This is a genomic window from Fusicatenibacter sp. (assembly GCF_977045365.1).
Window position 1 is genome coordinate 23,243 of sequence record NZ_CDRRUH010000008.1, and the last position, 14,158, is coordinate 37,400.

The window sequence follows — 14,158 nt, forward strand, 5'->3', positions numbered from 1 at the left end:
CAGCTTTTTCTGCAAAGCCGCAACAAAACCGGTCACCTGCGATTTCCGCAACTGACCGGTTCTTGGAATATCTTTCTGTTAATTATTATATCGAACCTGCGTCCGAATGACAAGATACAAATTCGTCAAGCAGTCTGTCCATCCGCGCGAGCATTTCTTCTTCCGTGCAGAAGTGTTCGGGTTTCATCGATTCCAGGTAATCGTAAAACGCTGTCAGAACGCTCGGCTCCTGAATGCTCAGGTAAATCAGGCGCTCGTTTTTCGTCTGGAATAAAAGATAGCCTTCATGTGCATTGACCGAAATATTCAGCGTATGTTTCGCTCTGACCTCCGCATCTTTCATCATCCGAAGATTCGTCTGCTCCCGCAGCGCCAGAAATTTCCGCACCAGATCGACTCGCTCCTCCATATCGAGCGGGGAATAGCACTCTCTCGGGTACTCATCCACGCGTCCCGTTTCGAGGAAGTTCCGCACGCCGTCCTCCGAGAAAAACATCGTCGTCTTTTTGTCCAACACTCTGCTCTGCATCACTTTTGCATACCGGGCAACCGCCTGCACCATCTGTTCCCGCATCGGCATCTCCGGCACAAGGTGTCGCTCCAGCATCTGTCCGGTCAGAAGGCCGGAAAAGCATGGCATCCGCTGAAAAAAGTAGCGCGGTGAGTTCGATTCGATAAAATGCTGAATCAGTGTTTCCGTGTAGCCAAGCTGTGTCTGCACCGTGTCGAGCCGTTCAAACAACGGATCAGACTGCCGCAGATACTGTTCAAACATTTCCCGCATCATCCGAAGCGTCTCTTCCTCCCGGAACAGAATCGCATTCTGGTAATCCGCGCTGAACACAAGCGCACAGTGCTCAGTCAGAATGAGATACGGAAAGAGACGGAACTCATTCAGCCGTGCCGCCACGTTATCGTAATAATACCACGCACGGTAATCACAGCCGCAGGCACAGATCGGAAGAATTTTCTGCAGACAGCTTAAGTTATAGTTTTTCCGCATCGAAATCAGCTTCTCGTTGTTGTTCATACAGAACAGATGGCGGATCGTAAGACCCGGATTCTGTCCTCCGAGTGCCTGCAGCAGCTCCATCGCAAAGTCAAAGTCCGGCTGGACCAGAACGGAAATTTTTCCGTTTTCTTTTACAGCTTCGCCGGAAAACAGCTGTAAAATCGCATGCCGCACATGCGCTGCGCCCTGAAAGGGAGTTGCTCCGCTACCCCCCCCCCGTTCAGTTCGAGTTTCGCAACCTCCATCTCAGAAAAGATATGTTCTTTTCTTCCCTCACGGCGGCTGAATGTTTCAATCAGTTCTCCGACCGCTTTGCGCCGGTAATACACCTCCGCGCCCATCTGGGCAATATAGAACGCATCCATGAAGTCTGTTTTTTCCTGCGGCGTCAGCTGCATAAACTGCGCCATCTTCCGCACAACATCCTCCCCGGCCGGAGTCCGCTTTCCGTTGATAATTTTATACATGGAAGAACGGTCGAGTCCGCAGAACTGCGAAAGCGGGTAAACCCCGACATCCTTCATGGTAATATATTCGGATAATAAATCTGAAAAAACTGACATAGAACCTCCTGTATCTTTATATTTTGCGTCGATTTCTTTTCAAGATAGTCAAAATTTTACCATATTCAGAGAAACTTGGCAATTCTTCCATCCAACTTTGCATATTGTTTTTTATTTTTTTCTAAAAATTTTACAGAATACTCTTTCGTCCCGCGAAAAAGCCGGCGGAAAATTCCGCCGGCTTTGGTCTGTTTCGCTATGTTTAATTTTCTTTGATTCCAAACACAGTCAGTGCCTGGCGCGGTGAAATGCCGAGTCCGCCGACGCTGATCAGCGTATCCTCCGCCTCTAACAGAAGATTTTCCTTCTGGAATCTTATGATCATGCGGCCGCCGCTTAAACCGTCCATCCGGCGGAGTTCCATCTCAAGTGTGTTGAGGGTGCGCCATGCAGCGGATCCAGCGTAAATATGGCCGTCCGCTTCGCTGTAGGCGAAATCCTGACGCATCGAGAGGACAAATTCTTTTTCTTTGCCGCCCTCGGTTACTTTCCAGTACATCCGGTCGCCGCCAAAGGAAAAGCGCATCTCCTGGATCGGGCTTGTCTCCAGGTTGAACAGTCCGCTTCCGCCGATCAGAATTTCTGCGGAATCCGGCAGCCGGTCATTCATCACCGGAACAGACACGTAAACATGACTGCTTACTTTTTCTTCCATGAAAGGATTTCTCGTTCCTCTGCGCGGCTGCAGAGCCAGATCTGCGGTACGCTCTTTTACCACATCGGCAAGCGCGGACGGCGGCAGCTCTCCTGCCTCTTTCTTCACATACGGGATCAGCTCTTCCTGCAGGGCACTCAGTTCCTCCTGGGTCTGCTCTGTCGCGGTTGTCAGAATCACGATCAGGTCGAGATCCGGGAATACAACACCGAACTGGCCGTAGGCGCCGTCTGCGCGGAACGAACCCGGATAACGGCACATCCAGCACTGATAGCCGTAGCCCTGCGCCCAGTCTTTTACGTGGCCTTCCGAATCGCCCTCCGTCTCAATCTGCTTGCGGCAGGCGCGTTCAAACCAGTCTTTTCGAAGCAGCTGTTTTCCTTCCCACTCGCCCTGTCTGGACAGAAAATAGGTGAATTTCGCCATATCCTCCGTCACCATCTTCATACCGCCTCCGCCAAGCTCCGTTCCGTCACCGAGCAGTGCACAGGTCAGGGAGGTGATGCCGAGCGGCTCCAAAAGGCGCGGTTTCAGAAACTCTGTGACGTTCTGTCCTGTCTTTTTCCGCAGAACGGCCGCCAGCATGTTGGTTCCGGCCGTGTTATATTTGTAAAACGTTCCCGGCTCATGAAGCACCGGGTGATGAAGGAATGTGGAAATCCAGTTTTCGGAATTATCCGTAATCTCTGTCTCGTGGCCGCATCCCATGATCAGCAGGTGATGCAGTGTGATTTTTTTGAGATTTTCGGATGGATCTTCCGGCAGCAGATCCGGGAATATATCGACGATTTTTTCATCGAGCGACAAGATTCCCTCCTGCTCTGCAAATCCGATCGCCGTTGCCGTCAGTGATTTGCTGAACGAGTACAGCGGATGACGGAATTTTTCATCATACGGCTTCCACCAGCCCTTTGCCGCGCACTTTCCATGGCGGATCACCATAAAACTGTGCAGCTCGATCTGGCTTTTCTCGATCCGGTCGAGAAAATTCAAAATTCCTTTCGAACCAATTCCAACTGATTCTGGTGTCACATCTTTAAAGTATCCCATTCTGCGTTTTCTCCTTTCCTGTCGGTCCTATGCCTCGATTTCGTAAAATTCTACGGAAAGATCACCCTTCCAGCTTACGCGGTCGTACGGTGTCTCCGGATAAACAACGGTCGAGATGGCATCTACGCCGTCCTCGGCGAACAGTTCCAGAATCGAAACGTCAAACACAAGTTCCAGATTCCATGCGCCGTCTTTCTTTCTCGCTGCCGTACTAATGGAATATTTCTCCGTCATGAAATGCTCACTGAATTCTTTGTATCCTGCCATCGTACGGTCAACCGTGATTTCGGTATCGGTTACATAGATTTTCAGCTTCTGACCCACCGAGTTTTTCAGGGAAATTTTTGCATCTCCCTTTCCGGAGATCTTTAATCCAAAGGTCTCGGTACGAATCGTAGTGTGGTTCTCAATCGGATAGCTGCTGTGGCGGAATTTTTCCAGTCCGACCGGGGCAGCCACGAGGGTCAGATCGCCGTCCACTTTCGTCAGTGACAGTTTTCTTGCCAGAGTTGCCTGACCGCAGTAGTCTTCTGTCGGTGTCTGTGCAGCATACTGCCAGTTCATGCCCCAGCCCATCATCAGAACGTCTTTTGCGTTCTGGAAGGTAACGGCCGCATAGTTATCAAAGCCTTCGTCCAGCCATCTCGGCTCATCGGACGGGTAGGTGCAGAGGAATTTCTCGCCGTCGAAATCGCCCAGGAAATACTGCATCTTGCAGTGATCATTCTCAGAAGCTTTCGTCATACTGACAATAAGAACCCATACGTTTTTGCCTTCATACTCGATCGGGAACAGATCCGGGCACTCCCATACGCCTTTGACATGGTTTCCTTCCGGTCCGAATTCACCAGTTTTCTCCCAGTTTTTCAGATCCTGGGATGCATAGAAGAAAACACGGTCCTGTGCTGCAAGGACAAGACCCCAGCATCTTCTGACCGGATTCCAGAACGCTTTCGGATCACGGAAATCGGAAATTCCCGGGTTTTTGATGACCGGATTCAGATAGGATTTCTCAAAATGCCGGCCTTTATCATTGCTGTATGCAATGCTCTGCTGCTCCAGGCCGTCCTTGTGATGACTCGTGTAAATGGCAATAATCGGCGGATTTTCATTGGTGCCGTACTCGGAAGAATTCTGAATATCGTATACTGCACTTCCTGAGAAGATAAATCCCAGTTCATCCGGGTAGAGTGCAATCGGCTGATGCTCCCAGTGAATCAGATCGCGGGATGTCGCATGGCCCCAGTGCATCGGGCCCCAGTTGGTTGCGTATGGATACTTCTGATAAAAGAAGTGGTACACGCCGTCCACATAAACCATACCGTTTGGATCGTTCATCCAGCCTGTTTCCGGTGAAAAGTGAATTTTTGGTCTGTAGTCTCTCGTTTTTGTCATTTGTTCAAACCCTCCAAATTATCCCAATATAGTACAAGTGTCTGCAAAACCACCTATATCCCGGTTTTGCAGACACCAGCCGTTTTCTTTATTTTACTTTAGTTTACGAATTTTTGCATCCCTTATTTTTTGATGGTATACATCTTCACTTCCAGATCGCCGTCTGTAGAAACCACCTGGTACGGCGCATCCGGGTAAACGCATACGGAAGCGGTCTCCAGACCACCATCTGCATAAATCTCCAGATAGGAAACGTCAAAAATAATCTCCATATTGACATTTCCGCGCATGTAACGTTTTGTTGTGGATACCAGCAGATCCTCTTTTTTGAAGAGCTTCGGATCTACATCATCAAAGTAACTAAGATCGCCGCTCTTAGAACGGTCCACCGTGATGCTGTCCACCGTTACTTCGATGACTACTTCCTCACCTCTGCTGTTTTTCAGTGCAATTCTTCCGAAATTACCCTGCACGAGAAGTCCAAAGCTCTCGGTCAGCAACGGTTTCTGATTTCCGATCGGGAATGCGCCCGCACGGTACTCGTCGATACCGAACGGTTTTGTTTTCAGGCGGTAGCCCTCCTCGGTCTCGCAGAGAGAAAGTTCTCTCGGCAGTGTCATCAGGCCGGAATACTCACCGGTCGGAACGAAGTTTGCGTAGAGCGGATTAACGCCCCATCCAAGGTAAACCGGACGGTCGTAGTTTCCATACGTTACGCCGGCATAGTTGTCGAATCCGAAATCAATCCACAGCGGCTCGTCTGTGATCTCGGTGCACTGGAAGGTATCTCCGTCAAAATCACCGACGAAATACTGGATATTGGCACGGCCTTCAGTTCCCGGATGTATCATGCTGACTATCAGAATCCATTTGAATCCGTCAAATTCATTTCCTGTTTTAGCACGGATCAGATCGGTGCATTCCCATACGGTCGGCACTTTATTGACACCGACACCGAACTCGCCCGTTTTCTTCCAGTTTTTCAGATCCTGGGATGCATAAAACTCTGCGTGGTCGCCGGATGCCAGAACAAGGCTCCAGCAGTCCTTTTTATCATTCCAGAAGACGCGCGGATCACGGAAATCCGGTGTGCCCGGGTTTTTGATGACCGGATTGCCATAATATTTTTCAAAATGCTTTCCCTGATCCAGGCTGTATGCAATACACTGCTGCTCCAGGCCTGTTTCCATATTGTGCGCCGTGTAGACAGCCACCATCGGTTTCTCACCGTATTTTGCAAATCCGCTGGTGTTATTTTCATCGTATGCCATACTTCCGGAGTACATCGTTCCAATCTCATCCGGGTACAGGGCGACCGGCAGATGCTCCCAGTGAATCAGGTCTTTCGATACTGCATGACCCCAGTGCATCGGTCCCCATACAACGTCATTTGGGTTATGCTGATAATACAGATGCCAGATACCATCGATATAAATCAGTCCGTTCGGATCGTTGTTCCAGTTTTTCTCCGGTGTAAAATGAATGTTCGGTCTAAAATCTCTTTTTCCCTTTTTACTCATAGGATCCCTCTTTTCCTGTTCTCTCTTTTCCTATTTTATCTTTTTCCATTTGGAACTTCAACAAAAAGAAATAAGAACAAAATAATCTTCTTTTTAAATATGGCCATGTTATATGGGATACAACATGGCCACATTTGGAATTTCTTTAGTTATAGAACATTAATTGCAAATCGTTTACGTTACTGTTTTTTCGTAATCGCTTTTCGCCCGATTTTTAGTTTGCTGCAGAAGCTGCTCGATCTACTGCGCCCTGGTAAATCTCAACCAGTTCGCTCAAACCAGCGCCCTCAAGCTCTGTCTTATAGGACTCCCAGCTTGCATCATCAACGCCGCCGGTTACCCATGTGGTGATGTAACGGTCAACAATATCGGAGATGGTCGGCTGAATCTGTGCCAGACGCTGAATCTCTTCCTGGGTCATCAGAACACGCGGAATGGTGTCATACTCTTCCATGATGTCATCTTTACCGTTTTCTTTCTGCATCTCGAGAAGTTTTACGGCATCGAAGGTGTATCCGCAAACGGTGTCATAGTACTCGTTCTGAACGATCATAGAACCACGGCAGGTTGTGGAGTTTACACGAGCCTCACCAAAGTTCTTATATTCCGGATTCAGAGGTTTGTAGTTTCCGTTTTCATCAAGTGGTGTACGAAGAATACCATCTTCGTCTTTCTCATAGTTGTATCCGATTGCACCCCAGTTAGATGTAACAGAGATTTCCGGATCGCCTACCATGTAATCTACAAATCTTGCAACAACGTGCGGGAATTTGCAGGTCGTTGTGATTGCTGTATCGGAAGAATCCTGCAGCTCAGAGTAGTTGCACTCGAAACCGGTCATACCGTCTTCGCCCTGCAGTCTCGGAACTGCTACGTACTGATCATGTACTTCCTGGTTTGTAATTTCCTGGTCGCCCCAAACACCGAAGGAACCGATTTTTGCAACGTTCTCTTTGATCAGGGAAGCGTTGAATGCCATACTGGAGTCTGCCTCGAAGGAACCGTTCCAGATCAGTCCTTCTTCATACAGCATATTGAAGAATTCTGCTGTTTTCTTGAATGCTTCGTCTGTTGCAGTGAACGTAACTTTTCCGTCAACCAGTCTTAAGTGGTCCGCATATGCATTTCCTCCGCAGTAGGAGTCAGCGCATCCGAATGCACCTGTGAAACGATAGAACAGGTTGTAGGAACCAAAGGTATCGGTTGCACCGAACCAGGTTGCCATCGGGATTTCATCAGCTTCGCCGTTGCCGTTCAGATCGCCGCCGTCGCGGAATGCTTTCAGGCAGTCTACCCACTCGTCTACGGTTGTCGGCACTTCTTTGCCTACTTTATCCAGCCATGTTTTGTTGATCACGAATGGTCCAGGTGTTAATACAAGACCTTTCATTTCCTCTACGTACGGGAATCCATATTTATGGCCGTTCGGAGCGGTGATCTCAAGCTGATACTGCTCATTGTCATCGAGGAATGCTTTCAGGTTTGGCATGTACTCTTCGATCAGGCCTTCGGTCGGAAGGAATACATCCTGGTCTGCGTACTGAACTACGGTGTTTCCGGATTTACCATCGCCGAAGTTCCAGAATACATCCGGAAGATCCTGTCCGGAAGAAAGCATCAGGTTGATTTTCTCTGTTGCGCTCTCCTGCGGGATCGGCTGCCAGTCAAACTCTACTCCTGTGTCCTCGAACCATTTCTGGCACATAGCCAGGTCGCCTACTTCTACGGTTCTGTCTGCAGTGTTTACGATCAGAGCGGAAATTTTTCCGTATTTCTCTTCGAATTTTGCCGGATCTTTGATGATCGGAAGGGTACCATCGAGCTGGATGATTCCCTCATCAACTGCTTCCTGCTCTTCTGCTGTGAGACCTGTGTCACCTGCTTCTGTACCGGATGCGGATGTGGTGTCTCCTCCTGTGCTTCCTGCACCGGAGCTGCTTGAGCTGCCTGAGCTGTTTCCACAGCCTGCGAGCATGCTGCTTACCATAAGGCTTGCCAGTAATACGGATACGATTTTTTTCTTCATGTTGTTCCTCCTTTATTTTGCTGCCTTTTCGGCAGTGAAATACGTTAGTATTTTTGTGTTTCTACTATAAAATCATGTCTGCTGCAGCCATGAACTCTGTAACGATAACTTTTGTAACGATAACTTTTCTTTTCTGTATCAGCCCTTGACTGCACCGATCGTAACACCTTTTGCGAAGTATTTCTGCAGGAAAGGATATACGCACAGCAGCGGGAATGCGGAAACAACTACAACACAGTATTTTAACTGCTCAGCCAGTTTCTGTTTTGTTACCATCTCAGAAGCACTACTTCCCATCTGGTTGGACTGGTTCATCAGTACCAGGTTTCGAAGAACGACCTGAAGAGGCATCTTGCTGTCATCCTGCAGGAACATCAGCGCGTTGAAGAACTGGTTCCACATTGCAGTTGCATAGAACAGACACATAACTGCGATGATGGTTTTCGACAGCGGAATTGCAATTTTGAAGAAAAATCCAAAGTCGCTGCAGCCGTCGATTTTTGCTGCTTCGAGAAGCTCGACCGGAATACCGCTTTCAAAGAAGGAGCGGCATACGATCAGGTTGTAAGCGGATACTGCTACCGGAAGAACCATAGCCCATGTTGTGTTGTAGATGTGCAGCTGCTGTACGGTTAAGTACATCGGAATCATACCGCCGCTGAAGAACATCGTGAAGGTGAACAGGAACATGATCGGTTTTCTTCCTACCATATCGTATCTGGAAAGTGCATAGCCGGCCGGAATGGTGCAGACCAGGGAAATCAGCGTTCCTAATACGGTATATTTGATGGTATTTGCATAGCCGGTCCAGAGCGGCTGATATTTCAGTGTGGTTGCATATCCGTTGGTGTACCACGCTTCCGGATAGAGAAGGAATTTACCGGAACTTACAACAACCGGGTCTGTAACAGATGCCAGAAGCACGTAATACAGAGGATATACAATTGCAATACAGACAAGGATCATGATGATGGTATTGATCACGGTAAAGACCTTGTCTCCCGTACTCATTTTTACTTTTTTCTTTTTCACAGTGTTATTATTTGCCATTTTTCAAGCCCCCTGACTCTTAGAAAATACTGATATCGCTGGTCTTCTTTGCAACTGCGTTTGTGATAACCAGAATAATGAAGTTTACAACGGAGTTAAATAAGCCAACGGCTGTCGCAAAACTGTACTGTGCGGTCTGGAGACCTACTTTGTATACGTATGTCGAGATGATCTCACTGACGGTTGTATTGGTACCGTTCTGCATCAGATAAGCTTTCTCATATCCCACGTTCATAATGTTACCTACCTGAAGGATCAGCATCAGGATGATGGTCGGCATAATCAGAGGTAAATCAATGTAAAGGATTTTCTGAAATCTGGAAGCACCATCCATCGTTGCTGCTTCGTAATACTCCGGGCTGATTGCGGTCAGTGCTGCGATGAAGATGATGGCGTTGAATCCCATCGTCTGCCAGATGTTACTTCCGATGAAGAGTTTGCGGAAGTACTCCGGAAGGCTGGTGAACATGATTGCTTTTCCGCCGGCTCCCATAACTGCGTGGTTTACAAGACCGTTTGCGGAAAACAGTACGGAAATCAGGCTGACTACAACTACGTTTGACATAAAGTACGGTGCGTAGGAGATGGTCTGGATGATTCGTCTCGGTCCGCTTCTCTGTACCTGGTTCAGTAAGAGTGCGAAGATAACCGGAATCGGGAATCCGATGATCAGGCTCTCCAGACTGATGATGATCGTGTTCTTGATTGCCGTCATGGCAATACTGGTACTGAAGAACATCTCGAAATACTTGAAGATCGGATCTGCCCACGGACTTCCCATGATTCCTATGCGGCCTTTAAAATCTTTAAAGGCGATGATCAGGCCGTACATTGGATAGTAAGCAAAAACGATCAGCCAGATCAGTGCAGGAATCAGCAGGATGTACAGCTGCCAACACGAGAGCGCTTTTTTCAATTTTCCACTTTCTGCCGTTTTCGGCGATGACGTTTTTTTCTTCATAGTTCCCTCCTTATTTCTCTAAAAGCTTTACCAACCGCTTTTTGTTCCACATTTGCATTGTTTCCGTTTCGGCACTTTGTCTTGTGGAACCTGTTCCATATCTGTATCATAGTACGCAGTTCGCCCAATGTCAACGAAATTCCAATATTTTTTCGTCGTTTTCAACATTTTCACAATTTTTATTTCGTGTTTTTGTGCAATATGCACCTAACTTTTTCAAAAACTCCACACTTATTTCTTTTCTTCTCCCATTCCACTGTTCCACATTTTTCTCTGTTCCATGCGTTTTTGTTCCATATGTTCCACTTTTCCGTTTTTCACTATTTTTTCGACAATTGCAACTGTTTCCGTAACAATTTTATGCATGAAAAAGAGACACCCTTTCTTTTCAGATCGAATGTCTCTGATATCTGTTCTTCTTCTGTTTTATTGCATTCCCGGAAAATAATCCAAAATTCAGTGCTTCCCTGTTTCGTTATTTTCAGGTACTTTCCCCTTTTCGGAAGGTCACATCTACAATCTGTTCCATTTCCTCAATCTTCTTTCCGTCAATCATGCGGATGACCGTATCTACGCTCCGCTTGGCGATTTCCGGCACATTCTGACGGACCGTCGTCAGTTCCGGTGTCAAAAAGCGGGTAAAATCCAGGCCGTCATAGCCGACCACTTTCAGTTTTTTCGGAATCTTGATTCCTTTTTTCTGCAGCATCTTCATGCACACTGCCGCTGTGACATCGGCTGTAAAAAGTCCATCAATTCCATCAAAGTGGCTGATATATTTTTTCCAGATCATCGAGCCGGTCTGAAAATTCGGAATTTTGCTTCCGGCATCAATCGCTGTAACTTTACATTTATGCTGTTTGCAGACTTCTGCAAACCGTCGGTAACGATCCATCGAGTAACCGCGCTCTGTTGCACTCGATGCAAAATAGATCACGTTCTTGCATCCGGCGCTCAAAAGTGCCTGCGCCGCAAGCTCACCGCCGCGCTTATGGTCGGAATGTACACACGGGATCCCCTCGGCGACGTAGCGATCAACCATGACAATCGGACGGTGGATTTCTGCCAGACTGATAGACGGCGGAATGTCCGCACAGCAGATGATACCATCCATGACATTTCGCTGCAGCATTTCCACAAATTCCTCGATGCGGTTCTGATTCTCTCCCACCTCGCAGAGCATGCACTTGTAGCCGTTGGTGTACAGATTGTTCTCGACATGCTTGACCAGAGATGCCATGAACGGGTGTGAAAGGTTCGTAACAACAATTCCGACAAAACCGGACTTATTGTGGAACAGGTTCTGGGCAAGCTCATTTGGTTTATAGTTCAGTTCCTCCACTGCCTGCATGATTTTCTGTTTTGTTTCTTCGGAAATGTATCCGCTTCCATTGAGCGCACGGGATACCGTTCCGATTCCTACTCCCGCTTTGATCGCGACATCTCTAATACTTGCCATAGTTTCTCCTAACTCCTATTCTTACACTGGGCTGTTTTCTCTGACTTGTTCCGGCTTCTTCCCCCGCTGCCGGTCTGTGGAGCCCGTTCCACAATGCCTTATTACTTTCATTTTAAAGCACCGCAACCCACAAATCAAGTGAAATACTGCGAATTTAAGCACAAAAAAACAGGAGGCTGTTTGGGTCGTTTCTCTTTTTCTTAGTGAAACCAGCCAAACAGCCTCCTGCTTTTTTATCACTTTTGTCTTATTTCAAAAAGGCACTCATTCAAACAAGCATGATTCGCGATTTTTTCGGAATTTCGTATAGCCCTGAACAGTCACAAACGCTTAATCGTTTTCCAGCGAGATATCACCATCCTTTGTCATCAGTTTGATTCTGCCCGCAGCCTGATCCGGTGCATAAGAAAAGCTCTGCTCATCCTCCTCTTTCTGCAGCAGATTCTCCATGGTATCCGGTACATCGATCTCCCCAAAATCTGTCTTTGCTGTAATTTCCAGCTGTTCCAGATCTTTTTTACTCAGTTCCAGGTCAATATCACCGTAGGAGTTTTCCACCGGCACTTCCCCAGAAAGCTTCGTATTTTGGATTTTCACATCACCATCATCCAGCGTGATCGATCCATTCTCCCACGTTCCGCTCTTCAGTTCAACATCACCGTAGTCCGCTTCCAGTTTAATATTCTGCATTCTGCATCCGGAAAGTGTGATATCGCCGTCATCACTTTGAATCCTTCCGCTTTCTGCCTGGACTCCGTTCATCTGCACATCGCCGAATTCCATGGTTACGTCCATTTTTTTCAGCACTTTCTTTTCCGGCAGATACAGGACAACACCTGTTTCGTCCTCTTTTCCGCCGCTTAATACTTCTCCCATAAAGTCAATATCGACGTGAATGTAGTTTGATACAGCTTTCGTTTCTTCAATCTTCAGAACACCGTCCCGCACGCTGTACTCCACGACGGTTTTTCCCTTTTTCGACGGAACCCGCCAGGAAAGATAGCAGGAATCGTCGCCGGATGGAAGGACACGCAGGTCGCCGATGGCAAGATCTGTCTGCAGTTCATCAAAATCTTCAATCTTTGTCTTCCCCTGCACAGAAATGCCGTCTGCTTTTGTCACAGAACCGCTCATGGCATTCAGGTCATACGTTTCCGCATATGCTTTTCCGCCGCCCGTCCAGCCGCAGAACATCAGCGCCGCACCGGCAATGCAGCAGGCGCATCCTGTCAGTAATGCTGTTTTTGTCCAATTTTTCATGATCTGCTGCCTCCTTTTTTTGTTACCTTACGTGTGCACCATACAAACAGCTGTCCCATCCATTTTGCAAAGTATACGCCGAACGCCGCGCACAGAATGCTGATTCCAATCAGTAAAATTCCCATTCCGGTGATAAAACAGAAACCGCCGAAGGAAACTGAAACTGCCAGGATACCGCGCAGCAGCATCTTGACGCCAACAACCACGCCGACAACTGCGATCAGAAAGACGCTCATGTCAAGCAGTGCCACGCAGAGGGCCGCACAAAGCAGAACGATGAGAATGCTGATCAGGATCGGCGCTCCGATCGGAGCTGCAAACAGAGCGAGAATCGCGATCCAGACAACGTTCGCGCCTGTCGTTTTTTTCTTCTCTTTCCGTTTTTCCTCCTGCTCCATGGCCTCTCGTTCGTCTATCTTTCTGTCCAGAAGATTCATCATCAGCTCAGCAGCCGCCTGTTTCGGTGTTCCAAGCTCCTCTATTACCGCCTGCTCCTTTTCCGGGCCGGCGTCCGCGAAGTACTCGGTGAAGTACTCCATTGCATCTTCATAATCACTCTGCGGAAGTTTTTTCAGATACTTCTGCAATTGATTCAGGTATTCCCCACTTGTCATCCTTTTTTCCTCCCCTCGATGATGTCGTCAATGGTGTCACGGTAGGACTTCCATTCGCCCTGCAGGTACGCCATCTGTGTTTTTCCCTCTTCTGTAATCGAATAATACTTCCGTTTTCTGCCCTGGTACTCTGCGGAATACGTTATCACGTAGCCTGCTTTTTCCAGTTTTTTCAGGATCGGGTACAGGGTCGACTCTTTGATGTCGGCAACCAGCTTGATAGTCTGGCTGATCTCATATCCATAGGAATCTTCCCGGTTCACAATCGACAGGATCATAAATTCGATCAGCAGTGCTGATACCGGAAAATACATAAAAAACCACCTCCGTCAGTTTCTGATATGTAAAATATTTATATATATAAATTTTATACATATCATAAGACTGCGGAGGTGGTTTGTCAAGGGGAATATATAAAATTTTTACATATTATCACCCATGGCGAGGTAGGTGTTGTTGACCGGATCGAAGGCGATCGGTTTCAGTTTTTTCGGATCGATCTTTCCGTCGGTCAGAACGCTCTCGTCTGCGCAGACGTTCACGATCTCACCGATTATAACGCTTACAGCAAACTTTAACACAAGAGATTTTCT

13 protein-coding genes are annotated in these 14,158 nt (G+C 47.6%); all 13 read right to left on the reverse strand.

Translation table 11 applies throughout. The annotated features are described in order from the left end of the window. Positions 1-85: 85 nt before the first annotated feature. Complete coding sequence (locus tag ACY2VW_RS03295; RefSeq protein ID WP_461876995.1) at positions 86-1,186, reverse strand: hypothetical protein; 1,101 nt, start codon at positions 1,184-1,186, stop codon at positions 86-88. Continuing rightward, on the reverse strand, positions 1,144-1,575 hold the full coding sequence (locus ACY2VW_RS03300; protein WP_461876997.1) for a hypothetical protein: 432 nt from the start codon (positions 1,573-1,575) through the stop codon (positions 1,144-1,146). The genes ACY2VW_RS03295 and ACY2VW_RS03300 overlap by 43 nt, the downstream gene beginning before the upstream one ends. Positions 1,576-1,777: 202 nt before the next feature. Next, positions 1,778-3,280, reverse strand: a complete 1,503-nt coding sequence (locus tag ACY2VW_RS03305) for a serine hydrolase domain-containing protein (protein WP_461874858.1) — start codon at positions 3,278-3,280, stop codon at positions 1,778-1,780. 27 nt (positions 3,281-3,307) lie between these two features. Next, entirely contained in the window at positions 3,308-4,675 is a 1,368-nt protein-coding gene (locus ACY2VW_RS03310) for a glycoside hydrolase family 32 protein (RefSeq protein ID WP_461874860.1), read from the reverse strand. A 122-nt stretch (positions 4,676-4,797) separates the two neighbouring features. Then, positions 4,798-6,195 carry a GH32 C-terminal domain-containing protein gene (locus tag ACY2VW_RS03315; RefSeq protein ID WP_461876998.1) on the reverse strand — a complete coding sequence of 466 codons (1,398 nt, stop codon included), beginning with the start codon at positions 6,193-6,195 and terminating at the stop codon, positions 4,798-4,800. Positions 6,196-6,409: 214 nt separating this feature from the next. Next, positions 6,410-8,221, reverse strand: a complete 1,812-nt coding sequence (locus ACY2VW_RS03320) for an extracellular solute-binding protein (RefSeq protein WP_461877000.1) — start codon at positions 8,219-8,221, stop codon at positions 6,410-6,412. 138 nt (positions 8,222-8,359) lie between these two features. Next, positions 8,360-9,271, reverse strand: a complete 912-nt coding sequence (locus ACY2VW_RS03325; protein ID WP_177268064.1) for an ABC transporter permease subunit — start codon at positions 9,269-9,271, stop codon at positions 8,360-8,362. A 19-nt stretch (positions 9,272-9,290) separates the two neighbouring features. Continuing rightward, complete coding sequence (locus ACY2VW_RS03330) at positions 9,291-10,232, reverse strand: ABC transporter permease (RefSeq protein WP_055226695.1); 942 nt, start codon at positions 10,230-10,232, stop codon at positions 9,291-9,293. Positions 10,233-10,713: 481 nt separating this feature from the next. Beyond that, positions 10,714-11,691, reverse strand: a complete 978-nt coding sequence (locus ACY2VW_RS03335; RefSeq protein WP_461877001.1) for a LacI family DNA-binding transcriptional regulator — start codon at positions 11,689-11,691, stop codon at positions 10,714-10,716. Between the two features lie 330 nt (positions 11,692-12,021). Further along, positions 12,022-12,951, reverse strand: coding sequence for a DUF4097 family beta strand repeat-containing protein (locus ACY2VW_RS03340; protein ID WP_461877003.1), 930 nt, complete (start codon positions 12,949-12,951; stop codon positions 12,022-12,024). Then, complete coding sequence (locus tag ACY2VW_RS03345) at positions 12,948-13,565, reverse strand: DUF1700 domain-containing protein (protein WP_461877004.1); 618 nt, start codon at positions 13,563-13,565, stop codon at positions 12,948-12,950. The genes ACY2VW_RS03340 and ACY2VW_RS03345 overlap by 4 nt, the downstream gene beginning before the upstream one ends. Beyond that, a complete protein-coding gene (locus ACY2VW_RS03350; protein ID WP_461877005.1) occupies positions 13,562-13,879 on the reverse strand; it encodes a PadR family transcriptional regulator in 318 nt (105 codons plus the stop codon). Before ACY2VW_RS03350 ends, ACY2VW_RS03345 begins: the two co-directional genes overlap by 4 nt. Before the next feature lie 108 nt (positions 13,880-13,987). Then, positions 13,988-14,146: a hypothetical protein gene (locus ACY2VW_RS03355; protein WP_238033417.1), complete on the reverse strand. Its 159-nt coding sequence runs from the start codon at positions 14,144-14,146 to the stop codon at positions 13,988-13,990. Positions 14,147-14,158 lie beyond the last annotated feature (12 nt).